At 37.2% G+C, this 26,255-nt stretch carries 21 protein-coding genes; 14 read left to right on the top strand and 7 right to left on the bottom strand.

Features of this window, described 5'->3' with window-relative positions:
- Position 1: 1 nt before the first annotated feature.
- The gene (gene priC / locus JEP71_RS07515; RefSeq protein ID WP_109371671.1) at positions 2-544 is read right to left on the bottom strand and encodes a primosomal replication protein PriC; all 543 of its coding nucleotides are present in this window, start codon (positions 542-544) and stop codon (positions 2-4) included.
- 137 nt (positions 545-681) lie between these two features.
- Between priC and apt the strand changes: the two genes are divergently transcribed.
- The 11 genes from apt to yjiA all read left to right on the top strand — a co-directional run bounded on the left by apt (position 682) and on the right by yjiA (position 13,868).
- On the top strand, positions 682-1,233 hold the full coding sequence (gene apt, locus JEP71_RS07520; protein ID WP_036911661.1) for an adenine phosphoribosyltransferase: 552 nt from the start codon (positions 682-684) through the stop codon (positions 1,231-1,233).
- 254 nt (positions 1,234-1,487) lie between these two features.
- Positions 1,488-3,461 (top strand): DNA polymerase III subunit gamma/tau, encoded by a 1,974-nt coding sequence (dnaX, locus tag JEP71_RS07525; RefSeq protein WP_198626028.1) that lies wholly within the window; start codon positions 1,488-1,490, stop codon positions 3,459-3,461.
- Between the two features lie 54 nt (positions 3,462-3,515).
- Positions 3,516-3,845, top strand: a complete 330-nt coding sequence (locus JEP71_RS07530) for a YbaB/EbfC family nucleoid-associated protein (RefSeq protein ID WP_023580840.1) — start codon at positions 3,516-3,518, stop codon at positions 3,843-3,845.
- The gene (gene recR / locus JEP71_RS07535) at positions 3,845-4,450 is read left to right on the top strand and encodes a recombination mediator RecR (protein ID WP_088493661.1); all 606 of its coding nucleotides are present in this window, start codon (positions 3,845-3,847) and stop codon (positions 4,448-4,450) included. The genes JEP71_RS07530 and recR overlap by 1 nt, the downstream gene beginning before the upstream one ends.
- Positions 4,451-4,695: 245 nt before the next feature.
- Entirely contained in the window at positions 4,696-5,364 is a 669-nt protein-coding gene (locus tag JEP71_RS07540; RefSeq protein WP_227336451.1) for a vWA domain-containing protein, read from the top strand.
- Positions 5,364-6,119 carry a PP2C family serine/threonine-protein phosphatase gene (locus JEP71_RS07545; protein ID WP_109371663.1) on the top strand — a complete coding sequence of 252 codons (756 nt, stop codon included), beginning with the start codon at positions 5,364-5,366 and terminating at the stop codon, positions 6,117-6,119. Before JEP71_RS07540 ends, JEP71_RS07545 begins: the two co-directional genes overlap by 1 nt.
- On the top strand, positions 6,113-7,588 hold the full coding sequence (locus tag JEP71_RS07550) for a DNA-binding protein (protein ID WP_198619371.1): 1,476 nt from the start codon (positions 6,113-6,115) through the stop codon (positions 7,586-7,588). Before JEP71_RS07545 ends, JEP71_RS07550 begins: the two co-directional genes overlap by 7 nt.
- A 15-nt stretch (positions 7,589-7,603) precedes the next feature.
- The gene (locus tag JEP71_RS07555; protein ID WP_198626030.1) at positions 7,604-10,111 is read left to right on the top strand and encodes an energy transducer TonB family protein; all 2,508 of its coding nucleotides are present in this window, start codon (positions 7,604-7,606) and stop codon (positions 10,109-10,111) included.
- 336 nt (positions 10,112-10,447) lie between these two features.
- Positions 10,448-12,598: a carbon starvation CstA family protein gene (locus JEP71_RS07560; protein ID WP_109371657.1), complete on the top strand. Its 2,151-nt coding sequence runs from the start codon at positions 10,448-10,450 to the stop codon at positions 12,596-12,598.
- 60 nt (positions 12,599-12,658) lie between these two features.
- Positions 12,659-12,865 (top strand): YbdD/YjiX family protein, encoded by a 207-nt coding sequence (locus JEP71_RS07565; RefSeq protein WP_004245057.1) that lies wholly within the window; start codon positions 12,659-12,661, stop codon positions 12,863-12,865.
- Positions 12,866-12,887: 22 nt separating this feature from the next.
- Entirely contained in the window at positions 12,888-13,868 is a 981-nt protein-coding gene (gene yjiA / locus JEP71_RS07570; RefSeq protein ID WP_198626032.1) for a GTPase, read from the top strand.
- A 198-nt stretch (positions 13,869-14,066) separates the two neighbouring features.
- On the opposite strand, the gene JEP71_RS07575 is transcribed toward yjiA, so the two are convergent.
- From JEP71_RS07575 to pepT, 3 genes are all read right to left on the bottom strand, one after another.
- A complete protein-coding gene (locus JEP71_RS07575; protein WP_198626034.1) occupies positions 14,067-15,389 on the bottom strand; it encodes an L-cysteine desulfidase family protein in 1,323 nt (440 codons plus the stop codon).
- A 676-nt stretch (positions 15,390-16,065) separates the two neighbouring features.
- Positions 16,066-17,433, bottom strand: coding sequence for a C4-dicarboxylate transporter DcuC (gene dcuC / locus JEP71_RS07580; RefSeq protein ID WP_198619374.1), 1,368 nt, complete (start codon positions 17,431-17,433; stop codon positions 16,066-16,068).
- Positions 17,430-18,683, bottom strand: coding sequence for a peptidase T (pepT, locus tag JEP71_RS07585; RefSeq protein ID WP_198619375.1), 1,254 nt, complete (start codon positions 18,681-18,683; stop codon positions 17,430-17,432). The genes dcuC and pepT overlap by 4 nt, the downstream gene beginning before the upstream one ends.
- A gap of 444 nt (positions 18,684-19,127) precedes the next feature.
- Between pepT and JEP71_RS07590 the strand changes: the two genes are divergently transcribed.
- Positions 19,128-20,516 carry a hypothetical protein gene (locus JEP71_RS07590; protein WP_198626035.1) on the top strand — a complete coding sequence of 463 codons (1,389 nt, stop codon included), beginning with the start codon at positions 19,128-19,130 and terminating at the stop codon, positions 20,514-20,516.
- A gap of 133 nt (positions 20,517-20,649) precedes the next feature.
- Here JEP71_RS07590 and JEP71_RS07595 read toward each other — a convergent pair whose 3' ends face one another.
- The gene (locus tag JEP71_RS07595) at positions 20,650-20,835 is read right to left on the bottom strand and encodes a hypothetical protein (protein ID WP_198619377.1); all 186 of its coding nucleotides are present in this window, start codon (positions 20,833-20,835) and stop codon (positions 20,650-20,652) included.
- Positions 20,836-21,298: 463 nt separating this feature from the next.
- Here JEP71_RS07595 and JEP71_RS07600 point away from each other — a divergent pair, with 463 nt between their 5' ends.
- Positions 21,299-22,819, top strand: a complete 1,521-nt coding sequence (locus JEP71_RS07600) for a hypothetical protein (protein WP_198626036.1) — start codon at positions 21,299-21,301, stop codon at positions 22,817-22,819.
- 81 nt (positions 22,820-22,900) lie between these two features.
- Here the strand turns inward: JEP71_RS07600 and JEP71_RS07605 are convergent, their stop codons facing one another.
- Positions 22,901-24,241: an MATE family efflux transporter gene (locus JEP71_RS07605; protein ID WP_198619379.1), complete on the bottom strand. Its 1,341-nt coding sequence runs from the start codon at positions 24,239-24,241 to the stop codon at positions 22,901-22,903.
- 200 nt (positions 24,242-24,441) lie between these two features.
- Here JEP71_RS07605 and JEP71_RS07610 point away from each other — a divergent pair, with 200 nt between their 5' ends.
- Entirely contained in the window at positions 24,442-25,341 is a 900-nt protein-coding gene (locus JEP71_RS07610; RefSeq protein ID WP_198626037.1) for a diaminopimelate dehydrogenase, read from the top strand.
- A gap of 84 nt (positions 25,342-25,425) precedes the next feature.
- Here the strand turns inward: JEP71_RS07610 and JEP71_RS07615 are convergent, their stop codons facing one another.
- Positions 25,426-26,253, bottom strand: a complete 828-nt coding sequence (locus JEP71_RS07615) for a phosphoenolpyruvate hydrolase family protein (RefSeq protein WP_198619381.1) — start codon at positions 26,251-26,253, stop codon at positions 25,426-25,428.
- Between the last annotated feature and the right edge of the window lie 2 nt (positions 26,254-26,255).

The following is a 26,255-nucleotide window of genomic DNA, read 5'->3' on the forward strand; positions in this document are numbered from 1 at the left end:
TTTAAAATTTATCTTCTTGTTTCTCAATGCTCTTTTCGATAGAGAACAGGGCATTTTTGCAGCGCGCAAGGCGATTTTCAAGAGCGGCAATCTCTTTTTGTAACTCTTGTTGCTTCATAAAGCTCTGTGCTTGCGTTAATGAAAGCTCTCTATCTTGGATCATGGCTTGTAATCGGCGCTCATAATCCTGATGTTGGGCAAGCTTTTGGTATAAATCGACACTTTTTTTTCGTTGAGTAAGCTGGTTCTCTTGCTTTCTTAGTGTTTGTGTCGATAATTCACGAGTTAATGCTTCAATTTGTTGTAGGATTTGTGTGGCCAGAAATTTAACTTGCTGGCTTCGTTGTGCCTCAACACAAGCGATTAACTGGGTAAAATTATCGCGGATCTGTTGCATGTAGCCACCAAGGGAATCACTTCGGCGGTGGAATAGTGTCGTGTCGAAGCAAGGTGCTGCAATTTTTTTGTTTGCAATAGGCGCCACTGTTTCGGCTAGATTGTCTATCTGTTTTTTAAATAAGCTTAAAGGATCAGGTTTATTCATCTGGTTCTTGCCCCTGTTTTGATAAAAACATGAATTGACTTAAAGCAACAAAAAAGAGTTGTTAATTGGCTTTCTGTTGCATTTTAACGGCATATTGCATAGATTCTATCGTTTCGTTTTTTATTATGGCACTGATTATGACTGCTAACGCGCAACAACTGCAATTTATTAAAGACAGTATTGAAACCATTCCTGATTATCCAAAAGAAGGGATATTATTCCGTGATATCACTACATTATTGGATAATCCTGCTGCATATCAGGCAACCATTGATTTATTGGTAGAACACTATCAAGGTCAGGGTATCACTAAAGTTGTGGGTACCGAAGCGCGTGGCTTCCTATTTGGTGCTCCAGTCGCTTTACGCCTAGGTGTTGGTTTTGTTCCTGTTCGTAAAAAAGGTAAATTGCCTCGCGAAACGCTCAGTGAAACTTATGATCTGGAATACGGCACAGATACTTTAGAGATCCACAAAGATAGCATTACGGATCAAGACAAAGTATTAATGGTTGATGATTTACTAGCAACAGGTGGCACCATTGAAGCAACTGCTCGTCTGATCCGCCGTTTAGGTGGTACTGTGACAGAAGCTGCATTCATTATCTGCTTACCTGATTTAGGCGGTATCGAACGCTTAGAAAAACAAGGTGTTCATAGCTTTACACTGGTTGATTTTCCAGGACATTAATATCTTCACTGTTTAGAGAAGAACTAATTAAGTTCTTATCGTAAACACAAGTAAGAGTGCGGGTGTTTATATATCATTTATAATTTTTCTATTTTTATAAATGTATATTGCCCGCACAATTGTTACCTCTTATCTTTACCTTAAATTTCTGCTGGTTCTTTCTCCAATATCTCATTTGTTTCTTACAGATCTCGCTCAATAGGTCGTCCCTGTGTTAGCATAGAGATAAATCTTGTTCAAATTTAGCGGAATCAATGAGCTATCAGGTACTTGCCCGCAAGTGGCGCCCACAAACTTTTAACGATGTTGTTGGTCAACGTCATGTGTTGACTGCTTTAGCTAATGGTCTTGATCATCAGCGACTTCATCACGCCTATCTTTTTTCTGGCACACGAGGTGTCGGAAAAACCACTATTGCCCGATTATTTGCCAAAGGGCTCAATTGTGAAACAGGTATTACGAGTAAACCTTGTGGTCAATGTGCAAATTGCCTTGAAATAGAACAAGGGCGTTTTGTCGATTTAATTGAAATCGATGCTGCATCTCGTACTAAGGTAGAAGATACCCGTGAACTGCTGGACAATGTGCAGTACGCGCCAGCGCGAGGACGCTTTAAAGTCTACTTGATTGATGAAGTTCACATGCTTTCTCGTCACAGTTTTAATGCGCTACTAAAAACATTAGAAGAACCGCCAGAGCACGTTAAATTCTTATTAGCGACGACTGATCCACAAAAATTACCTGTCACGATTTTATCACGTTGCTTGCAATTTCATCTGCGAGCATTAGATATTGACCAAATTGCGACACAACTCGAAAAAGTGCTATCAGCAGAGCATATTGAAAATGATGTAAGAGCGCGTCAACTTATTGCTCGCGCTGCTGATGGCAGTATGCGAGATGCATTAAGCTTAACAGATCAAGCTATCGCAAGTGGTGAAGGTGTTGTCAGTGCAGAAGTGGTTAGCCAAATGCTTGGCACGATTGATGACGCTCAACCATTAGCATTGATTGAAGCGTTAGTAAAAGCGGATGGTCAACAGGTCATGTCGCTGGTTAATGAAGTCGCTTCAAGAGGTACTGACTGGGAAAATTTCTTGGTTGAAACACTCTCATTACTGCATCAAATTGCGATGTTGCAGTTATTGCCTAGTGAAGAAAATCCTCAAGAACAATTTACTCAAGAACGCCTACGTTTATTGGCAAAATCTGTTTCTCCACAAGATTTACAACTCTATTATCAAACCTTATTAGTAGGGCGAAAAGAACTGGCTTATGCGCCAGATAGACGCATGGGGGTTGAAATGACTCTGTTACGTGCGCTTGCTTTTCATCCTAAAACAGTGATTGATGAAATACCTTCTGCGCCATTAGCACAAACTTTACCTTCAGCATCATTGCCTACAAATAGAATGTCTGAACATTATGCTCCGCAAACTGTGCAGACTCATTCGCCTCAAGTGGATCACCCATCTTCTTCACCAATAGAAAATAGTGCTTCATTAGGCAATAGCCCCGCAGCACAACTTCTAAGGGCAAGGCAGGCAATAAAGGGGACGGAACAACAAACCCCGCCAAAAAAGTCTGAACCGGCGACGCCTAATCGGGCCAAGCCGGCTGCTAGTGCATTAGAGCGGCTAGCAGCCGTGAGTGAAAAACGCCAGCAAGCAGCGAAGCGTCAGACTAATGCGCCTGAAAAAAAGAAAAAAGAAGAGTATCAGTGGCGTCCGCAAAACCCTGAGTTAATGTCAACGCAAGAGGTTGTTTCTTCACCAAAAGAGATCAAAGAAGTTCTCGAATATGAAAAAACACCTGAATTAGCAGCAAAAATTGCTAAAGAGTCGCAAGAAAGAGATGCTTGGGCGGCTGAAATTGACAAAATGCCACTCCCTAAATTGGTGCAACAACTGGCATTAAATGCGTATAAAGAGACAGTAAACGAAGAAAACGTTATTTTGCATTTACGAACTAAACAGAAACATTTAAATTCTGCAAATGCGTTACGCACGCTTACTAATGCGTTAAGTGAATTGCATGGAAAAGCAATTTCACTCACAATTATAGAAGATGATGATCCAACGGTAAAAACACCGTTGGAGTGGCGACAAGCCATTTATGATGAAAAATTGGCGTTATCGCGTCAATCGATTATTACGGATAAAACGATTCAAACATTACAGCAATATTTTGATGCTGAATTGGATGAAGAGAGTATCCGACCTGTTTAATCGCAACATGTTGTATGACTTCATACTGTGTGGCTTTTACAAAGAGAGACAATTATGTTCGGAAAAGGTGGTTTGGGTAATCTGATGAAGCAAGCCCAACAAATGCAAGAAAAAATGCAACAAATGCAAGAAGAGATCGCAAACTTAGAAGTGACAGGTGAATCTGGCGCTGGCTTAGTTAAGATCACTATCAATGGTGCTCATAATTGCCGTCGTGTTGAAATCGATCCTAGCCTGCTAGAAGATGACAAAGAGATGCTGGAAGATCTGATTGCTGCTGCCTTTAATGATGCTGCGCGTCGTATTGATGAAACACAAAAAGAAAGAATGGCCTCTGTTTCTAACGGTATGCAATTGCCACCAGGCTTTAAGATGCCATTCTAATGCAAACCAGCCCACTTCTTGAATCATTAATGGAAGCGTTGCGTTGTTTACCCGGTGTCGGGCCTAAGTCAGCGCAACGAATGGCTTTCCAACTACTTCAACGCGATAGAAGCGGTGGTATGCGACTTGCACAAGCACTCACGCGTGCAATGTCTGAAATCGGTCATTGCTGTGATTGCCGAACTTTTACTGAAGAAGAGCGTTGCACCATCTGTGCGAATGTTCGTCGTCAGCAAAATGGGCAAATTTGTGTTGTCGAAAGTCCTGCGGATATTCATGCTATCGAGCAGACAGGGCAGTTTGCAGGGCGATACTTTGTCTTAATGGGGCATTTATCCCCTTTAGATGGTATCGGTCCTATGGACATTGGTTTAGATAGACTTGAAGAGCGCTTAAGCCAAGAGACGATTTCTGAAGTGATCTTGGCAACCAATCCGACTGTTGAAGGTGAAGCTACAGCCAATTATATTGCTGAAATCTGTGCTCAGTATGATATTACGGCAAGCCGGATAGCTCACGGCGTTCCAGTGGGCGGCGAACTTGAAATGGTTGACGGTACAACGCTTTCACACTCTATTGCTGGACGCCAAAAGATCCACTATTAACATCATAAATATTTTATTTAAAAAGCACCTTTTACTTAATGTAATGAGGTGCTTTTTTTCATCTAAAATCGCGTAAATGTTCTAAAATTTAATTTAAAACACTCTATTTAAAACCTCAAAACCTGTTTTTTTTCAGAAATATCTTTATCTTCCTTTTATCGCTTTTTTCTTTCTGATGAATTTTGCGTCTTTATGTTACATTAATCATTATCATGAAAAATAATAACTGAATGATGGAGCATCCCATGATCCCTGACGTAGCCTTGGTTGATAACAGTGAACAACGTACCCCTCTGATCTTAGTGCTAGATAGCTCTGGCAGTATGTATGGTCAACCTATTCAACAATTAAATGAAGGGCTTAAATTACTCGAACAAGAACTCAAAAATGATGTGATTGCGGCTAAACGTGTACGTATTTTAGTGATTGAATACGGTGGATATGACCAATGTACGGTTCATGGTGATTGGAAAGATGCTATGGATTTCACAGCCCCTGTTTTAGAAGCTAATGGCACAACCCCAATGGGACAAGCCATTACTTTAGCGCTTGAAGAAATTGAAGCTGAAAAACAGCGCTTTAAACAAGCGGGTGTTGCTTATACACGTCCTTGGCTATTTTTAATGTCTGATGGTGTTCCGACAGACCAATGGGAACAGGCTGCACAGCTTTGTCGCCAAGCAGAAGAAAGCCAAAAAACAGCGGTGTTTCCGATTATGGTTGATGGCGCATCAGCAGAAGTCATGGGAAGTTTTAGTCGTAATGGCGTTAACGGCGTGAAAATGCTTAAAGGGTTGCAATTTAAAGAACTGTTCTTGTGGCTAAGCGCCAGTATGCAGGTTGTTTCACAATCTACACCAGGCGGTACGGCACAATTACCTTCAACTGATTCTTGGGCGAGTGTACCTGTTTGATGAATGATTGGTTAGCTTATGGGGCATCTGTGACAGGCATTGCCCATCAAGAACGTCAAATTCCCTGTCAGGATGCTTATTTTATTCGTCGTAAAGGTGAATATCTTATCGCTGCTGTTTGTGATGGTGCTGGTTCTTCTCGTTATAGTGAACAAGGTGCTCAGCTTGTTGCTCGGTTATTTACGCTACGTATTACAGAGTGGCCAAACATTGATTTGTTAACCGAAAAACAGATAACACAAGGAGCTAAACAACTTATTGAAGATATTCGCCTCCAACTTGCTGAATATGCAGAAATAAAGCAGTGTGCGCTTAATGAATATGCATCAACACTGGTTGCATGTTGGGTCGGTGATGATAGTGGCTATTTATTCCATTTGGGGGACGGTATTGCTGTGGTGGAATACTGTGATGGTACAAGTTATGTATCACAACCTGAAAATGGAGAATATGCGAATCAAACTTGGTTTGTAACGTCAGAAAATTGGGAAGCGCATTTACGCGTTATTCCCCTAAATAAACCTGTAAAACAAGTTATTTTGATGTCTGATGGTGTACAGCCTTTTGCCATGAATAAAGCGGGTGATGCCCTTTATGAACCGTTTATCACCCCTGTGATCCGTTATTTAAAAACTGTATCAGAAGATAGTGGAAGTGAGGCATTAGCAGGGACTTTAGCTGATCCTCGAACACACTCAATCACAGGCGATGATAAAACCTTAGTTATTTGCATCAGGGATGAAGAGTTGTGGTAAAAGCGAGAAAGAAAGGGATAGTTCAACCAGTATCTAGGCAATTACAAGATGAAAACGGTAAGATTTATCAAATAGGTGATTTGATAAAAAGTGGTGGTGCGGGTAGCGTTAGCCATATTAATAATGCACCTTTCCAAGTCTCAAAAGTTTATCATGACAAAATTGATAAAGCCTATTATCTGAAAAAGATCACGGCAATGCAGAAGTTAGAACCTGCATTAAAGCCCGTTTCTGTTAACGATACGCCCATTATCCAACTCGCATGGCCTCAAGCACGTTTATACAATAGCCAAAAGCAATTTGTTGGCTTTGTGATGCCTGAACTTGATGTGAAAAATACGATTGAGTTGGAATACATTCTTCAAGAACGCCAAGCCAAAGCGCATGGCTTACCCACGGGAATGGGGGCGAAAGTGAGTCTCGCATATAACCTTTGCTCATTGATTGATGCTTTACATCAGCAAGGGCACCGTATTATTGATATGAAACCGCTGAATTTGCGGTTTTATAAATCAAGTCTGTATATGTCTCTTCTCGATTGTGATGGATTTAGTATCCAAGGTGAGAATACGCGTTTTCCTGCTGGGCAATTTACTGTTGAATATCTTGCCCCTGAATTTCAAGCAAAACAAACCGTTCCAGAATCTCAAGAAGAGTGGCAAGACCGATTTGCCTTAGCCGTTATTATTTTTCAGTTGCTTAATTTTGGTATCCACCCTTTTAGTGGCCGACCTAAAAATGACACTGTACCTACGGATATACCAAGACGTATTGCGGGGCATTTTTATGGTTATGGCATAAAGGCGCATAATTTGATCACCCCAAATGTCGCCAGTGGACATAAACAATTACCTGATAAGCTAAGAACGCTCTTTGATAAAGCATTTTCAGGCACACCTTCGCAAAGACCAAGTGCAAAAACATGGACGACAGCACTTTATGAATATGCACAACCCGAAAAGCAACAGTTAGTCATTTGTCAAAAAGATAAAAACCACCAGCATTTTGCAGGTAAAGCTTGCGCAGCTTGTGCAAGAGAGGCGAAGTTACAGCAAGTTGCAATTACTCAGAAACAAAACCAAACGCAACGTGAGCCAGTTCGTCAAAAAAGAGTACAAAATGCGAATATCCGACAAGCGCCAACTCAAACTACGCCAGCGAAACCTATTCAACCGCCAGCGATATTTATTGCGGTTAAAAATGCAATAAACCAAGTACCCAAAGTCATATTACATACCGCTATTGCCATGATAGTCCCTGTATTTTTGGGTTTATTACTGATGAATTTTATTCCACAAGGAGCCAGCGGTGGTTTAGGTTCTAGCTGGATCGCAGATTTAATCAAAGCGGATTATATTGAGCAAATACTAATAACGATGTTGAGTGTGATGTTTTTAATGGTTTTAGCCATTATCTTGTTAGTTCTTTTTGTTTTCCCTTCAATGCATATTTTGAAAAGAAAGCCATAATTTAGGGAAAATAACATGAAAAAAAGAATAAAGCTGATCCTGATTATTATTGGCGTTATAACGTTACTGTTCCCTTTCTGGTTGCCAGCCTTCTTAGTTTCAACCTTTAGCTTGATTGATAGTTTTAATAGTAAAATTCTCCCCTCATCTGTTCGCTTTGATGAGCGTAATTTCTTACTGGGATTATGGTTAGGCTCTCTTATTATGACGATTGTTATGTTATTGCAATCGTGGCGAGCTAAAAACATTTACTATTTATGTGGTGGTGGATTAGTCCTTTTAATGGCGCTGGGGGTGTCATTCTCGGTGATACCAAAGAGTGAATTAGAAGATCGTCGTCGCTTTGTTTTACAAAATATAGAACAATCTGAATGGCAAAATTATCATTATTTTGTTGTTAATAGTGAAAATGAGATCCGTAACATTATTCGGTCTAATCAACCGAAAGCGCTGGCATCTATTAGTGCTATTGAGAAAGCGCGAATTGCTTTACCAGGATTGGATTATTTTAGTGATGATGTGATTGTGGCGACAAAAGCGAAAGAAGCTTATTTAGTTCATACCAAGGGAACATCAGAACGTGCGGAAGCTGTAAAAACACTCAATTTTTATGGCGACTGGCTATTAAATCAACCTGAGATTATGGTCGCTCAGGCATTAGCTTCCCTTTCAAATAGTAATGATGCTCAATTAACGCAATCAGGTATTAATGTTATTGCTGTTGCGCCATTATCACCTGAGGCATGGCAAGTTTTATCACTTACTTATATCGCCCATCGTTCTTTGGATGCACAAATTGAAAAAGCGATGTTAGCTTTAATGGTGGCAGATACGCTCAAACAGGCTAAGCAAGGTCATAATGATATTTCAGCGCAACAATTGTTGAAAAAAGCAATTTCAGAGCTTACTGAAAATCAGCGTCAGGTTTATCAGATATTACAAGCGCGTGTTATTGAAGATCGTTTTTATCGACAAAACAGTACACCACCAGAAGAAGTCACTAAGCTTGCTAATCAGCGATTACCAGTGAGTAATGCAATCAATAATGATTTAACCACTTATCTTGAAATGCAATCAATGATGGGAAAAGAGTATCCCGGAGAAGTGATTGTTGAATCACCTAATGAAGTGAAAAACTTAACTGAGATCCGTTATCCAACAATCAGAAAATATATCCCTCGTGCAGATGTTATTTTATCCGTTGATGTCGATCCTCAAGGGCGTATTTCAGGGCTTTGGGTGCAAAACAGTAGTGGTGTTGATGCTTTCGATGATCAAGCAGTGAAAGCGGCTCGTCATTGGCGTTTTATGCCAAACAAAGACGGATATCGCCAACGTGTGACAGTTCGTTTTGAAAGTACCCGTCTTGGTTGGAAAGAGTATGCGGTTAAGCAACAATCAACATTGATAAAACTGGTTAAAGCTTATGCGAGACAAGATGCAAAAGGGATAACACTGACTGAAAATGCTTATACAGAACTGAAAAAGCAAGCGCCAGAATTAGATGATGGAAGAGAAGCAACTCGCTCCAGCTATGATCCTTATTCATCTTATTACCCTAGATTATCTCAACAACAGCAAGAAAAACGTGCTGCGTTACAAGCCATCTTAAAAGAGTTGCAGACATTGCCTAATGGTAAAAATAACCATGAAAGTTGGGATAACAGTATTCGCTTTTTAAATGAAAAACTCGCTCTTCATCAGGATAATGCCGATATCGTGAGAACAGTGGCACGTTTTGAATTGCAATATTACAACGTAGGAACCAACAATTTAACCAGTTCTCCTAAAATTTATCCTCAAGAGAAAAAATATTGGCAAACTTTATTACTCAATGCGCGTACTCATTTTGAACAGGCCATCGCATTAGAACCCGATCGTGAAGATGTCTGGTTAGGATGGGGCATAACATGGCTCGATGAAGATCCTGAAATTGCAGCAGGGGCATTTGCTAAAGCGTCACAGCAAAAATCAAAAGAAAGTGTTGGTTCGCTGATGCAAATGTTAGAAATGAGAATGGTGATACATACACTTGAGGGTGCTCGCTTAGATCGCTATCAAACCTTGCGAGCGCGAATGGATATGCGTTATTTACCTGAAGGTATTGAAGTTAAACCTTCAGATGATTATCTCAGTGATGACTTAACTCAGATTCAATTAGCTCAACGTGTAATACCAGCATCAGATCCTAATAGTAAAGTGATACGTAAGTCGCTAAACAACAAGGTTGTTGAGCAATCAAATCGGGCATTTAGTATTGATTTCTCATCAGCGAATATCAAAGGCAGTGATCAGGCATTACCGAAAGTGAATGCACCTGATACAGCACCTAAAACAGGGGATATGATCTTACAACTTGATGTTGACCCTCAAGGTGTTCCTACTGTGGTGCTATTGAAATCTGGCAGTGGTGATATGAGCATAGATAATGCCGTTATTGATGCTGCATATCAATGGCGTTTTAATGGTTCACCTGCTCGAAAAGGTAACGTGCTTTTGATATCCGTTCAATTTAGCCAATAATTACTACTTAATTAAATAATGTTATAAAAAACCTCCTTTTTTGTTAGTGAAAAGGAGGTTTTTTTCTATTTAATGATTTTCTAACTTATTGAAAGAAATAAAATTGTTATCTAGATCACAAAAAAATAGCCATTTCAAAAAGACAGAACCACTCAACTCAAAAAACAGACCGCTTAATTCGTTATACAACCGCTAAGCGATTTTGTCGCACTGTTTATATCTCATTCTTCTTATTATGTAGTAGCGGGCAGTTGTCTCTCATATTCGCTCAAATCATTCTCAGCTGTCCCGCATTACTCTTTGGCTGTTCGGTCTTGCCTGAAAAAAAGGTGTCTCATGAACAAAAATGCATTTTTAAAGCACGTACCTTGGGTGATCCTAGGGATTATCGGTGCTTTTTGTCTTTCAGTGGTTGCGCTTCGCCGTGGTGAACACGTCAGTGCACTATGGATAGTTGTTGCTTCTGTTGCCGTTTATTTAGTTGCTTATCGTTATTACAGTCTTTATATCGCTCAAAAAGTGATGAAGCTTGATCCAACTAGAGCAACACCTTCTGTTGTTAATAATGACGGTTTGAACTACGTTCCAACTAACCGTTATGTTTTATTTGGTCACCACTTTGCGGCTATCGCGGGTGCTGGTCCTTTAGTAGGGCCTGTTCTTGCTGCTCAAATGGGGTATTTACCGGGTACGCTTTGGTTATTAGCTGGGGTTGTGCTTGCTGGTGCAGTACAAGACTTTATGGTGTTGTTTATTTCAACACGCCGTAATGGTAACTCACTTGGTGAGATGATAAAGAAAGAGATGGGTCCTATTCCGGGTACTATCGCTTTATTCGGCTGTTTCCTTATCATGATCATCATTCTTGCAGTGCTTGCGCTTATCGTTGTTAAAGCATTAGCAGAAAGCCCATGGGGTGTGTTTACTGTTTGTTCAACAGTACCAATTGCCCTGTTTATGGGTATCTATATGCGCTATATCCGTCCAGGCCGTGTCGGTGAAGTCTCTGTTATCGGTATTGTATTACTGATTGCTGCGATTTGGTTTGGTGGCGTTATTGCTCATGATCCATACTGGGGACCTGCACTCACCTTTAAAGATACAACAATCACCTTTGGTCTTATTGGTTATGCTTTTGTTTCTGCATTACTGCCAGTTTGGTTGATCCTTGCTCCTCGTGATTACTTAGCGACGTTCCTGAAAATTGGGGTTATCGTTGGTTTAGCCGTTGGTATTGTTATCCTAAATCCTGAACTGAAAATGCCAGCGGTTACTCAATATGTCGATGGTACAGGACCATTGTGGAAAGGGGCTTTATTCCCATTCTTATTTATCACTATCGCTTGTGGTGCCGTTTCTGGTTTCCACGCACTGATTGCTTCAGGTACAACACCTAAGCTTATTGCCAATGAAATGGATGCGCGTTTTATCGGTTATGGTGCAATGTTAATGGAATCATTCGTTGCGATCATGGCGTTAGTCGCTGCATCTATTATTGAACCTGGTCTGTATTTTGCAATGAATACACCACCAGCAGGTTTAGGTATTACTATGCCGAACCTTCATGAATTAGGTGGTGAAAATACAGCAGTTATTATGGAGCAGTTAAGAGAAGTTACTGTGCATACTGCTGCAACGGTGAGTTCATGGGGCTTTGTTATTTCGCCAGAAGAAATTCTACAAACGGCGAAAGATATTGGTGAGCCTTCTGTATTAAACCGTGCTGGTGGTGCGCCTACCTTAGCTGTTGGTATCGCGATGGTATTCCATAAAATCATTCCTGCTGCGGATATGGGCTTCTGGTATCACTTTGGGATCTTGTTCGAAGCGCTCTTTATTTTAACGGCGTTAGATGCGGGTACACGTTCTGGTCGCTTTATGTTCCAAGACTTGTTAGGTAACTTTATCCCTTACCTGAAGAAAACAAATTCGTTCATTCCGGGTGTGATTGGTACTGCGGGTTGCGTAGGATTATGGGGATATCTGTTATACCAAGGTGTTGTTGACCCATTAGGTGGTGTTAAGAGCTTGTGGCCACTGTTTGGTATTTCAAACCAAATGTTAGCGGCAGTTGCTCTGGTATTAGGTACTGTTATCTTAGTTAAGATGAAACGTACTAAATATATCTGGGTGACAGTTGTTCCAGCAGTATGGTTATTAATTTGTACAACATGGGCATTAGGTCTGAAACTTCTCAGCGATGATCCACAAATGGAAGGTTTCTTCTACTTAGCAAATGAATACAAAGCGAAGATCTTAGCAGGTGGTGCTGACTTAACTGCGGCTGAAATTACCAATATGAATCATATTGTAATTAACAACTATACCAATGCTGGCTTAAGTATTCTGTTCTTAGTGGTTGTTTACAGCATCATTTTCTACGGTTTCCGTACTGCAATGAAAGCACGTAAAAACCCAGAAGATACATCACAAGAAACACCGTATGTTCCTATGCCAAAAGATGTAAAAGTGTCCTCAGGTCACTAATTTAGGTAGATAGGTTAAACCCCCGTGCTGGCTTGCCAGTACGGGGCTTAGGAGAAACTTATGTTTGGTAATTTAGGACAAGCTGGAAAATATCTAGGACAAGCAGCACGTATGCTAATAGGTATTCCTGATTACGATAATTATGTGCAACACATGAAAGATAACCATCCAGATAAGCCTGTTATGACCTATAACGAGTTTTTCCGTGAGCGTCAGGAAGCCCGTTATGGCGGTGGTGATGGTAAAGGCGGTTTTCGCTGTTGCTAATGATCCGTAAAGGAGATAAATGATGGAACCTATTGCAGTGACAATACTGACCGGTTTTTTAGGATCGGGAAAAACAACACTTTTACGTCATATGCTTAATGAAGAGCATGGCTATAAAATTGCCGTTATTGAAAATGAATTTGGTGAAGTCCCTATTGATGATGAAATCATTGGTGATAGAGCTACTCAAATTAAAACACTGACCAATGGTTGCATTTGTTGCAGTAAATCGAATGAATTAGAAGATACGCTATTAGACTTATGTGACAGCCTAGATCGTGGTGAAATCGAATTTGATAGATTAGTTATTGAATGCACAGGAATGGCTGATCCAGGTCCTATTAGCCAAACATTCTTTTCTCATGAGATCATCTGCCAGCGCTACTTATTAGATGGCATTATCACGCTTGTTGATAATGTTCACGCTCAGCAACAACTGGATCAATTTACGATTGCACAATCACAAATTGGTTATGCCGACCGCATTCTGTTAACGAAAACAGACGTCACTCCAGCCTCTCCTGAATTAATGGCACGACTAAGACGTATTAATGCTAGAGCGCCTGTGCATACCGTTATTCATGGACAAATTGATTTAGGATTACTGTTTAACGTAAAAGGTTTTATGTTGAACGATAACCTCGATGTAAAACAGCCTCTGTTTCGTTATCAGGCTGATAAGCAAGATGACATTAATTCGATTGTACTAAAGTTTGATTACCCTGTTGAGTTACAAGAAGTTTCAGACGTAATGGAAAAATTATTATTAAGCTTTGCTGATAATCTTTTGCGTTATAAAGGGATATTAAATATTAAAGACCAACCTAATCGCTTGTTATTCCAAGGTGTGCAACGCCTTTATAGTGCTGATTGGGATAGACCGTGGAATGAAGATGAAACTCGTCAAAGTACATTGGTCTTTATTGGTATTCAATTACCAGAAGAAGAGATAAGAGCCAATTTTGATGCATTGATGCCTAGCACAGAAGAGAAGGTTTATTAACCTAATACCCTGTAGTGAGTGTTAAAAAGCAGTAAGAAGTAGAGCAGTAAAGTAACCGTAGTCGTTGAACCGTAGTATCCGTAAATAGCAGTAACGAATATTGATAAGCTCCTGACTTGAGGAGGATCCTGTTCCTAGGATCTTATGTTTCACCCCATAATAACCAATATTATGGGGTGCTTTTTTTAAACGCTCAAATTAGCCATTAGCAACGGCTTTATATTCCATGATCTCAATAATTTGAACATCGGTATGTTGCATTGCACGGCTTGCTAGTGCACATAGATTTTCAATTGTAGAATCAACATCATGAGCGACAATACCGTCATTACCTGTCACATAAGTGTTATCTAGAGCCATTAACACAGCTTTATAAGCTGCACTCGCGCCAGTTGAGACTTTCATCGCACAGCTATTTGAAGCACCATCACAAATCACACCGCTGATATCACCAATCATGCTACTAATTGCCATAGCCATAGATTCGTAACGTTCATCCATTAGCCATGCAATTGCACCAGCTGCGCCCATTGATGCGGTTGTTGCTGCACATAACGCAGATAGTGCAGGGAATTTATGGTGAATATAAATAGCCAGTAAATGGGAAAGCATTAATGCTCTTGCCATTTTCTCTTCGCCAACTTGTAAATATTCAGCAACCACGACAACAGGCATCGTTGCGGCAATACCTTGGTTGCCTGAGCCAGAATTACTCATTGCGGGTAAAACGGCACCCCCCATACGTGCATCAGACGCCGCAGAAGTACGGATCATGATTTCTGATAATAAATCTTTTGCTAATAAGCCACGCTGTTGTTGGCGCTGTAAAGTTTGCCCAATATGTAAACCATAAGTATTGTTCAAACCTTCTTTTGATAGCGCATCATTTAAGTGTGCTGACTCAAGGATAAAAGAAATTTCTTCTACTGGCGTTTGGGTAACAAACTGGTAAATTTCTTGAGTATTGGTTTGGGTTAACGTTTCTTTTATTTCGCAAGGTGATGCAGATTGTTCTGCGCCAGCACAAGTGTTATCAAGAACAACATGACCGTTATAAATAATTTTAACAATATTAGTGTGGTTACCTGCAATAATGACAGTTGCGCTGTTTTCACTATCTTCAACAGTCACTTCGCTATATAGAACTTCTTGGCACTCTTTTTTAATTGAAACATTCACGATGCCCGCGGCTAATAGTGCTTTGCTTTGTTCAACATGCTCTGGTGTTGCATTCTTTAATACTTCAAGACCTGCTTTACAATCACCACCAACGGCACCTAAGCTTGCGGCAATGGATAATCCCACCATGCCCGTACCTGGTACGGTTACGCCCATACCGTTTTTCATTAAATTAGGAGAGACTTCAGCACTAATGCGGGTAATCGCGTGTTGTAAGTAACTTGCTGCTGTTGCAGCCGCTAATGCAAGCGAAATAGGCTCTGTACAACCTAAAGCGGGTTTTACTTGTTGCTTAACTGCCGCTATCAATATTTTCCAACGAGAAGATAATTGTTCTTTCATTGCATGCATCCAATAAACAGTATGAAAATTCAATAGGTTATTCTATTTTTAATACAAACATCATACTGAATTTATGGGAGAAAGTTTTTTCTGAATTTACTAAGATTGCACAAATTTTGAGAAAATATCACCCTTATTAACTTTAAAACTGGTAATTTTTTCTATATCAAAGATAAAGCAACCGTTTTGGCTCTCTTGCAGTATTTATTGATAAAAAGAGAGGCATTTTGTGTTTTTTTCTTAAAAAGAAGTGATGAGAAATAAAAAAGAATGAGATGGTTTTAATATCTAATAATAAGATTAAATAAAAATGCAATAGAACGAATACACCATTCTATTGCTAGTATAATTATCATACTTAATGTGGGCTAACTCAGAATAGTTAAAATAAATGGCAATGAGTGAGTGCGTTTAATATCATGTCATCATTTTAACAAAATAAATAATAGGCGTTTTATTTTCTGCTGTATAAGAATAATATCTTATTTTTTTGTTAATATTTTCATTAATTTAGTGATTTTATCTTTGTTTTAAAATGATTGAGTAAATATATTTTAAATAAAATATAACTAATTTTTTATTTATGAAAATAACAATAAATTATCTTCACTTATTTTTAAGAAGTTTATTATTTGAAAATAACCTGAAGCAACAATTATTGCTTCAGGTATATTTATTAATAATAGAAGATAGCAATAATAGCACTATGGAATACAAAACCGACCATAAGCGGTACTGCTGTTCTCTTTACAACATCAAACGGTTGTAATTTTGCGCCACTCGATACGGCAATGATCACACCCGCCACTGGAGACATACCTCGTCCCATATGTGACGCTTGTTGCATTGGTAAAATCATCGCAATTGGGTTTACGCCCATGCTATGGGCAATTTGTGGAATAAGTTCAACGAAGGCAAGGAAAGGTGCATTACCTGACCCCATAATAATCGCGGCAGCTAATGTTACGACAGCGAAGACCAATGCCATTGCAAATGGTGGTAGGCCAACAGATTCCGCCATAACGATCAGACTGTCTATTGCACCACTGACTTTAATACCATGAGCAAAAACACCCGCTGCGACTAATAATCCCACAACATTACTAAATGCAGAACCCATACCCTTTAAGAAATGCTGGAAGCCCGCACACACTGATTTAAAATCACGTAAGCGTAATGTTTCAATCAGCATACAAATTGCCATTGAAATCAATACAATAGTGACTACATCAAGGTGAATACCTTCAACAAATAGGCTTGATGAACTTACTGCCATAATGATAGGTAACATTGGCAGTAAGGCATAAAAGCCGGGTACATTTTTATCACTCTTTGCTTCTTCAGACATTTTGCCTAATTGAGGCACAAACCCAGCTTTGCGATCACAATGGCGTTGCCAGAAGATATGTGTAATACCAACGGCTAATACGGTAGCAATCGCCGCAGGTCCTTGGTAATAAAGCACATATTCAACAACGCCTAAATCAACCGCTTTTGCACCACGAATGGCATCAATTGCTGTTGGGGTATAAGCAACGCCCAATGATGTTGCAATTACGCCTGCCGCGGAAGCGGGGGATAAGCCAAGTCCTATCATAATCGGGAACATCGTACCCATTAATAGAACGGCCAATCCTGTTGCTGAAGGAATAGCAAGTTGCAAAATACTTGCGAGTAAAAAAGAGAAAAATAGCAACACATAAGGTGAGCGCATATTTTTCAATGGGCGAGTTGCAACACGGACAACGGCCTCATTGGCACCAATATGATCCATATAATGTGCAAATCCCATCAGCGCCATGATCATTAAACCAAGATCAGCCGCACGGCTACTAAAGAGATCACGCATTACTTCAAAAGGATCTAGCCAGCCAATACCTGTTGTTTTGACATTTTTAGGAAGAATATCTCCCCAACCAAACATCATCGTTAGCGCCATTAAGGCTAAACCCGCCACTAACAAAACAGGTTCTGCTTTATATCCTTTCAAGATCATTCTAGCGACAATAACAACGACAACTAAGACCGCAAGAATTTGGATCATGCTTTAGCTCCAGGTGCAAAACGTTCAGCGGTGATCTTAACGACAGATTTTAAGACATCACTTGCCGCATAAAGCGATTTAACTGGCAGATATTCATAAATAGAGTGGAAGTTATGAGCACCAGTAAAAATATTAGGACAAGGCAGGCCATTTTGAGAGAGCGCTGCACCATCATAACCACCGCGCATTGGGATTGGGCGAGGTGTAATACCATTCGCTTCATAAGCAGCCACTGCAATATCGATAGGATAGCGCTTATCGCCTTGCAGGCTATTAAACACGTTGGCATAACGATCTGCGAGTTTACAAGTGACAGAGCCTTCACCCCATAAACCTTCACAATAATCTGAGAGTTGTTTTAAAAATGCCATGCGGTGCGCATAACCTTTTTCGGTGAAATCACGCACATCCATTTTTAATACAGTACGCGCGCTATTACCTGCTAATTGTTTTACCCAATAATAACCTTCACGGCCTTCTGTATATTCAGGTGCTTCACCGCCCGGTAACATAGCAACAAATTTATGTGCCATTAACAGTGAGTTTTTTAATTTACCTTTGGCGGACATTGGGTGCGCTGATGCGCCTGTAAAGGTGATTTCAACATCGCCTGCATTCCAGTTTTCGTACACTAATTCACCAATACCACAGCAATCTAAGGTGTAGGCAAAATCAGCACCGAATTCTTTAGTATCAAAAACTTTTGCACCACGTAAACCTTGTTCTTCATCTGGCACAAAACCAATTTTAACTGTACCGTGTTTAACTTCAGGATGCTGTTTAAAGTACTGCAACATATCCATAATAGAGGCGATAGCGGCTTTATCGTCAGCACCTAATAGGCTTGTGCCATCGGTCACGATAATATCGTCACCAATATAGTTTTCTAATTCAGGAAATTCGCTTTGACGTAGATAAATATCGAGCTCTTTATTTAAGCAAAGGTCACCACCTTTATAAGGTAAAATTTGAGCTTTGGTATCGTTCGTTTGTTCAGCGCTGGTGTCTAGATGGCCAAAGAAAGCAACCGTTGGCACTTCATAATCAAGGTTAGAAGGGAGTGTTGCGGTAACAATTGCAGTATCACGAATTTTGATATCCTCAACACCTAACGCTTTTAACTCTTCAACTAATTGTAGTGCAAGCACTCGCTGACCTTCTGATGAAGGCATAATGCCAGCAGCGCCATTTTCCCTATTAGTGGTGGTGTTAACTTTTGTATAAGAAATAAAACGTTCAACGAGATTCATGACAAGACTCCATTGTGTTTGATTTTTTGTATTCTCTCTATTAAAGCTTAGTTGTCTCATTTATTGGAAAGAGCAACACCTACTTGTTGTATCATAAAAAAACCAGCAGGGAATTAGAGGAAAATAATTTTTTTTACAGTAATTTTTTAATGTTAATCAATGTTTAATTTTTGGTTTTTTCTTTATTAAAAAAAATCGTGTTTTGTATAGGTGAGGTTATTTTTATTTACTTTATGACTTCTATTTTTGTGAAGTTAATCATTAAACTTCATTTAATTCATTATTATTTCTTTATCATAATTAATATATTTTTTTGAAAGTTATTAAGTTTTTTTCTTAAAATAAATGCTATTTATTTAAAAAAATAGAAAAGAGAAGTGATAGATGAGAGAAATACTGAGAGTAAAATATTATTTATATATAAATAACATGAGTATTATGATAATGAATGGTATCAATGAAATTGGTAGAAAATCACCCTCTATTGCGAATAAAATAGTCTCCATAGGCGGGAAAATAAAACTCTCTATTTCTAATCTATCTATCAAGGTGATGAATACAATAAATGAATTTATTTACCCTAATCGCTATGAAAATAAAAATATATATAATACAAAGAGTACATTTTTAAAACCTAAAATTTTAATTATCAGTAATGAAGAACAAAACAATATAGATAATGAGATGATAGAGTCTAATATTATTAATTCAAAGAGTGAATCTTTAAAAAACAAAAAGTTAATTGTTAGTGATGAAGAGAAAAATAATGTAGATTATGGGATGAAGGGAACAAGTATTCTTAAATTTGAAAGTGAATTTTTAAAACCTGAGATAAAAAAAGAAACGCCAGAATATAATATTGCAGATGAAAAGAAAATATTATTTAAAAAGAAACAGAGTGTTTTGGAATTTATTGAGCTTCCGAATGGAGAATTGATTCCAATTGATGAAGCTATTAATGCTCTTCATTCATGTAAACAAGATAGTTTTTTGAAGAGTAAGATGTTATTAATTGATTATATTACAGATATGAAATTTAAACCTCTAATGAATAATAATGTTGAATTACTAGAGAAATCCAATTCTAATTATTTAAAAGAAAGTGAATTTGATGATGCAAGATATGAATCTGTAAATTTTCATTCTCATGAAATAAGTGAACATGATGAAAAAGAATCATCAACGCTATCTAATTTAAATAACGATGATACACTGATATTATCTAATGATAATAAAGTTGAATTTCATTCTAATGAAAACAAATTAGATATTGAAAAGGATAAATTTAAATCTTCCTTGATTGAAACAACAAAAGACATATCATTATTAGATAGATTATCAGATGGCGATAATAGTTATGGCTATACTTTTCTTGCTAAAGTCTCTAATTTTTTAGAAGATTATAATGGGATTGAAAATAAAGAAAAATCAAACGGTTTTAATAAGGAAAATTATTTAAATAAATTGGTTGAATTAGATTCTTTTTTCAAATTAAATAAAAAAGTTAATGATATTATTTACTTACAATATTTAAAAAATGAGCAAAGCAAGCATGAAAATGGTGTTGTAGGCGAAATTATTATTAAGCAGCCTAGTGAAGAGGAGAAATTAAAAGAAACAGAGGAACAAAAAGAAATTCTAGCAGGAAAGGATAAGATAAATGAAAGAAATCTAGCATTGATAGAGAAAGTACATAAAGCTAGATTTAATTTAATAAATAACAATAAATTAATTGGTGATTTTTTAGATGAAATAGACGAACAGCTTAAAATATCGAATGAAAATAAGCATCTTACATTAAAAGAATTATTGGAAAAAGTTAAAAAAAGCTAAAATTATGATGGTGGTGCCCATGGTTTTTATTGTGGCTGTATTTTAAATTTCAATGATGAAATTGATAATGTTTAAAAATAAAAACACACAAAATGGTTTTGTTACCATGCTAAATGACGTAATAGATATCAAGTTACTTGTTTAAATAAAGATAACCACCTTTATAAGGAATAACTTGCGCTTTTTTCTTATTAACTTGTTCTGCACTGGTACCTAAATAGCCAAAGAAGGCAATGGTAGGAATATCGTAATTAAGATCTGAAGGTAGTATTGCTGTTACAATTATAGTGTCGTGGATTTTAATATTCTTAACATCCAACGCCTTTAATTCTTTAACTCATTATAATACAAGCACACGCGGGTCTTTTGATAACGGCATAATTCCCGCAGAGTCATTTTCCCTATTTGTGGTGGTATTAACTTTCGGATAAGAAATAAACCATCAACGAGATTTATTATAAGATTACATTGTGTTTTATTTTTGTATTCTCTCTTTATTTAATCTAAGTCATTTTCTTGATAAGAAAAAACCAACACTTACTTGTACCATAAAAAACGATTAGAATTATAGAAAAATAATTATTTTTTATAATAAATATTTAATATTGATTAATGGTTATTTTTTATTGTTAATATTTTTAAATTTATGTTAAGCCATATTTCTTGTGAAAAACCATCAAAAAGTTTTTTAAAATAAAATATTTTTTAGGTTATTAATTGATAGTTAGATAAGTTATAAAGGATATTATAATAATGACAAATAGATTAATAAGGATATAATTATGCCTTCTAATATTACTTCATCTAATATAGTTCTAAATCATTTTTTTAATAATAGTTTCGAAAAAAAATCAGATAATATCATGGCTGAAAAATTTTCATCATTAGATAATGGATGTATTGTTTTTACTCCTAACATATATTTAGAATCCAATTTTGTAAGTGATAATAAAGAAAAACCTATAAATTATGTTAGTGAGGAAATTTTATCAGTCGAAAATAAAAACATGGCTAATAAATCAAGCGTAAAATTAACCTCTCATGATTTAAAAGAAAATAAAGAATGCTATTCAAACTATGTAGAAGAGGGTATTTATGTAAAATATATGCCGTTAGATGATAGCAATGTTTCAACGGATATTGTTAGCAATAGCGATCAGTCCTCAGAAGCTACTGAGAGTATCTATATGGATATGACTGGAGCATTACATCATGTTGTTCTTGAAAAGAATGATAGTACAGATAAACAGAATGCTGAAGCAGAGCGTGGTAATAACGATTTTAATGAGCGTGAACTACAAGAAATTAGAAATTCAAGACCAAAACTCCCCCAAAGAAATTTGACCTCTGAAGAAAAAGAAATTCTTACATCAAAGATAAAATCAGAACTAGCAGGATATATAGAAAATGCTTTTACTAATAAAAAAATTAAAATATATAAACATAAATTAATTGAAGGATTTAATAACGAAGTTTCTTTGAAAATATTTTCACTAAAAAATATAGATGATGTAAATATTGAAGATTTGATATATTACTATATTGATAGTGGTTTACCCTTGGATTATAAGATAGTTAAAAATGATGAAAAATTAATTAATGACATTAAAAACTATTTATTTGTGTATTCTTATATCTTTAATAAAAATGTGAAACAAGATGTTACTGGTTTTTTTACAGAAGACTTTTCTAAGATTAATAAATTACATGAACTCCAAAAGATAAATTTATATGCAGATATTGTAGAGAAAATAGTAGACTGTATTATTGATAAAAAAACGTTAATTGAATCGTTAGTAATTATTTTGAATAATAAAGAAAACGGGATAAAAAGAAAATTAGATTACTTAAGTAAATTAATTAAACATAAGGGGCAGTTTATTGGAAATAAGGAAAATGCTTTTAATCAGTTAAAGAAAATAATTGAATCCAGTGTGGAAAAATTAAATAAAACTGGTTTATTAAATAAAATAAAACTATCAGAAGAAAGTAAAAAAATGCTGATAATAAAAATGATAAAAAAAAGTGTAAATGGATCGTTTTTATCAATGGATAATTTATCAAATTTAATTATTGATGAAAGTAAAGTAAAAAAGAAAATAACGAGTGATTTTTTAAAAAAAATAGAGTATATACCAGAGGAATTGCTTTTAAGTAAAGAAAATAGAAAATTTACCAATGGTGTAATTAATTCTTTTATTGAAGAACTCAAAGATTATAATATAAATAAAATACCTAATGATATCCAGTTTTATTATATGATTGATATAGAGTTAACACTTCTTTATTTTAAGAGTAAATAGATATTACATTAAGTTGCTCCCTCAAAAAATATTGAAATATGAGGGAGCTTTTTTATCAGAAAATTAATTATTAATATTAATTTAAATATCCAAGCGCTTAGTTTGCCATTTACGAGAGCGCCAACGCCATGCGTTAGTTAAGCCACGTAGCCATTCATCACAAAGAAAACCAATCCAGATACCAATTAGGCCCATTTCCATTTTTATACCAAGGAAATAGCCCACCGGAATAGCAACACCCCACATAAAGCAGATAGCTGTCATCAGCGGAAATTTAGCATCACCAGCAGCACGCAAGGCATTCACCATCACGATATTAAAAGTACGACCTGGTTCTAAAAAGACGGACAAAATAAACAGCGGGATCAATTGGTCTATGATGCGTTGGTCTTCTGTGATCGAATACAAAATAGGATCACGCATAAACCAATAAACAATAACCACCCCGATGGTAAATATCACACCCGTTTTTAAACTTTTCCACCCACGATTAAAAGCATCATCAAAGCGTTTTGCACCCACTAAGTGACCCACTAATATTTCATTACCAATACTAATCGCTATGCCAAAAAGCATTAAAAACAGTGACAGTTGGAAATAGAGAGTTTGTGCTGCAAGAGGAACTTCGCCCATTAATCCAATAAAAGCCGATGCAGTCATGTAATGTAAAATCCAAACCAAGTTTTCACCCGCAGCAGGTAAACCGATATGTAGGATTTTCCCTAACATATTTTTAGACCATACGACGAGTTGTTTGGCTTCGAATTTAATACGCAAACCGTAGAACAGTAATCCACATAATAAAATAACTGCAATAATACGACCAACAACCGTTGACCACGCAACACCCACTAATCCGTATTGTGGTAAACCAAAAAAGCCATAAAGCACAATCATATTACCAATGACAGTAACAATATTGGCGATCAGTGTGACATACATTGCTGCTTTAGATTTACCATAAACTCTCAGACAAGCTGCAAGAATAATCGAAATGGCCTCAGGAATAAGGCAAATACCAATAATATGCAGGTAGTTGTAGCCATCTTGCACCAAGTGCTCAGGCGTATTCATTATGTTAAGAATATTGTAGCCAAAGAAAAGAATGATCAAGGCACTACTAATACCTAACAAAGAGTTAAACGCGATAGAAATATGAATTGCTTGGCTGGCTTTTTCTTTTTTACCCGCGCCTAAGTATTGGGCAATAACAACGCTACATCCCACACTAATAAAGCTAAAAATAGTGATAAAAAGATCAAAGACTTGGTTACCGACGCCCATAGCAGCTAAGTAAGCCGTAGAAACGTGGCTTACCATGTAAGTATTAATTAATAGTGTGGCTAGATGTAGGAAAATATCTATAAATATTGGCCAACTAAGGGAAAAAAGCGAGCGATCCGCTACATCAGACTGATGCATTGAAAACCTTCTTAAAAACAGAGTGAAATCGATATTATTAATATAACGCGTAGGAAGATAAGAGATTCTACAAGGTTTATTTATAAGGTAATAGTGCAAATAATGTTTATCTGGCAAAAAAGATATTTATATGGTTTATTCATTGATAACTAATCACTATTATCATTAAGAGATGATTAACGTTAAAGTCAGGGGAATGAATGAATACTAAAATAAAAGTGGCGATTGTCGGTTATGGCAATATTGGTCGATTTGCATTAGAAGCGGTTCAAGCTGCTCAAGATTTTGAATTAATGGGTGTTGTTCGTCGTGATATCAATAATGTTCCAGAAGAACTGCAAAATATTACCGTGACTAACGATATTAAAACATTAGGTAATGTTGATGTTGCTCTCTTATGTTCACCGACTCGTGCAATTAAAGAATTAGCTAAATCTATTTTAAGCTTAGGCATTAATACAGTAGATAGTTTTGATGTTCACAGTGAAATTGTGGCATTAAAAACAGAGTTAGATGAAGTTGCAAAAAAACATGACCGTGTCGCTGTTATTTCAGCAGGTTGGGATCCGGGTTCTGATTCTATTATTCGTACGCTAATGTTAGCTATGGCACCAAAAGGGATCACTTATACTAATTTTGGACCTGGTATGAGCATGGGGCATAGCGTAGCGGCTAAAGCAATTGATGGTGTAAAAGATGCACTTTCAATGACTATTCCATTAGGAACTGGCGTTCATCGTCGTATGGTTTACGTGGAATTAGAAGCTGGAGTAGATTTTAATCAAGTAGAGCAAGCCATTAAAGCAGATAGCTATTTCTCTTCTGATGAAACTCATATTAAGCAAGTCGATTGTGTTGATAGCTTAAAAGATGTGGGACATGGTGTGCAAATGTCTCATAAAGGGGTTTCGGGTAAAACACATAATCAATTATTTGAATATTCAATGCGTATTAACAACCCTGCATTGACGTCTCAATTTATGGTGTCTGCTGCAAGAGCAAGTATGAAACAACGTGCAGGTGCTTATACGGTTATTGAAATTCCACCAGTTGATTTCTTAGCTGGGGATTTAAATACATTAATTGCAAGACTCGTCTAATCGATTAAGAGTATCTGCATAAAATATTGCCCACATAACGTGGGCAATATAGATTAACGCTTAGGCAAACTTGATGATTTTGAATTAGCGTTTAATACTTTTAAATTCTTTGGTTGTTGCGGTTAATGCCACTTCTGTTGGTAAGCGTTCCATTGAACTTGCACCATAGAAGCCGTGGCAATCAGGGCAGTTATCGAGGATATATTGTGCATCTTCTGGTGTTGCAATTGGACCACCATGACAAAGCACAATCACATCAGCACGCACTGCTTTTGCCGCTTTTGCCCAGTCATTAATTAAAGGAACACAATCCGCTAAGGTTAATGCTGTTTCAGCCCCAATATTACCGCCAGTTGTTAATCCCATATGAGGTACAATAATATCTGCGCCAGCTTCAGCCATTGCAATCGCATCTTCACGACTAAAGACATAAGGTGTGGTTAATAAACCTTTTTCATGAGCCTTGCGGATCATATCCACTTCAAGACCATAACCCATACCTGTTTCTTCTAAATTAGCGCGGAAATTACCATCAATCAGACCTACCGTTGGGAAATTCTGTACGCCAGCAAAGCCTGTTGCTTTAACTTCATCTAAGAATTTATCAAAGTTACAGAAAGGATCTGTACCATTAACGCCAGCAAGTACAGGTGTATGTTTAACAACAGGTAATACTTCTTTTGCCATATCCATAACGATTTCATTGGCGTTACCATAAGCTAATAAACCCGCTAAAGAGCCACGGCCAGCCATACGATAACGACCAGAGTTATAAATAACGATAAGGTCAATACCACCGGCTTCTTCACACTTAGCTGAAAGCCCTGTACCCGCACCACCGCCAATAATTGGCTCATGGCGTGCAATCATTTCATTGAATTTTTTTAGTAACGTTTCACGTGAATGAGTCATTC

It is taken from the genome of Proteus sp. PR00224, assembly GCF_016238105.1.
In the GTDB taxonomy this organism is placed as follows: domain Bacteria; phylum Pseudomonadota; class Gammaproteobacteria; order Enterobacterales; family Enterobacteriaceae; genus Proteus.

Bases quoted from the DNA above. Each gene is read 5' to 3' on its own strand.
- dcuC (WP_198619374.1), bottom strand. From the start codon at position 17,433: ATGATCCAAATTCTTGCGGTCTTAGTTGTCGTTGTTATTGTCGCTAGA.
- recR (WP_088493661.1), top strand. From the start codon at position 3,845: ATGCAAACCAGCCCACTTCTTGAATCATTAATGGAAGCGTTGCGTTGT.
- JEP71_RS07615 (WP_198619381.1), bottom strand. From the start codon at position 26,253: ATGACTCATTCACGTGAAACGTTACTAAAAAAATTCAATGAAATGATT.
- apt (WP_036911661.1), top strand. From the start codon at position 682: ATGACTGCTAACGCGCAACAACTGCAATTTATTAAAGACAGTATTGAA.
- JEP71_RS07530 (WP_023580840.1), top strand. From the start codon at position 3,516: ATGTTCGGAAAAGGTGGTTTGGGTAATCTGATGAAGCAAGCCCAACAA.
- priC (WP_109371671.1), bottom strand. From the start codon at position 544: ATGAATAAACCTGATCCTTTAAGCTTATTTAAAAAACAGATAGACAAT.
- JEP71_RS07590 (WP_198626035.1), top strand. From the start codon at position 19,128: ATGAATGGTATCAATGAAATTGGTAGAAAATCACCCTCTATTGCGAAT.
- JEP71_RS07605 (WP_198619379.1), bottom strand. From the start codon at position 24,241: ATGCATCAGTCTGATGTAGCGGATCGCTCGCTTTTTTCCCTTAGTTGG.
- JEP71_RS07555 (WP_198626030.1), top strand. From the start codon at position 7,604: ATGAAAAAAAGAATAAAGCTGATCCTGATTATTATTGGCGTTATAACG.
- dnaX (WP_198626028.1), top strand. From the start codon at position 1,488: ATGAGCTATCAGGTACTTGCCCGCAAGTGGCGCCCACAAACTTTTAAC.
- pepT (WP_198619375.1), bottom strand. From the start codon at position 18,683: ATGAATCTCGTTGAACGTTTTATTTCTTATACAAAAGTTAACACCACC.
- JEP71_RS07540 (WP_227336451.1), top strand. From the start codon at position 4,696: ATGATCCCTGACGTAGCCTTGGTTGATAACAGTGAACAACGTACCCCT.
- JEP71_RS07610 (WP_198626037.1), top strand. From the start codon at position 24,442: ATGAATACTAAAATAAAAGTGGCGATTGTCGGTTATGGCAATATTGGT.
- JEP71_RS07565 (WP_004245057.1), top strand. From the start codon at position 12,659: ATGTTTGGTAATTTAGGACAAGCTGGAAAATATCTAGGACAAGCAGCA.
- JEP71_RS07575 (WP_198626034.1), bottom strand. From the start codon at position 15,389: ATGAAAGAACAATTATCTTCTCGTTGGAAAATATTGATAGCGGCAGTT.
- yjiA (WP_198626032.1), top strand. From the start codon at position 12,888: ATGGAACCTATTGCAGTGACAATACTGACCGGTTTTTTAGGATCGGGA.
- JEP71_RS07545 (WP_109371663.1), top strand. From the start codon at position 5,364: ATGAATGATTGGTTAGCTTATGGGGCATCTGTGACAGGCATTGCCCAT.
- JEP71_RS07600 (WP_198626036.1), top strand. From the start codon at position 21,299: ATGCCTTCTAATATTACTTCATCTAATATAGTTCTAAATCATTTTTTT.
- JEP71_RS07560 (WP_109371657.1), top strand. From the start codon at position 10,448: ATGAACAAAAATGCATTTTTAAAGCACGTACCTTGGGTGATCCTAGGG.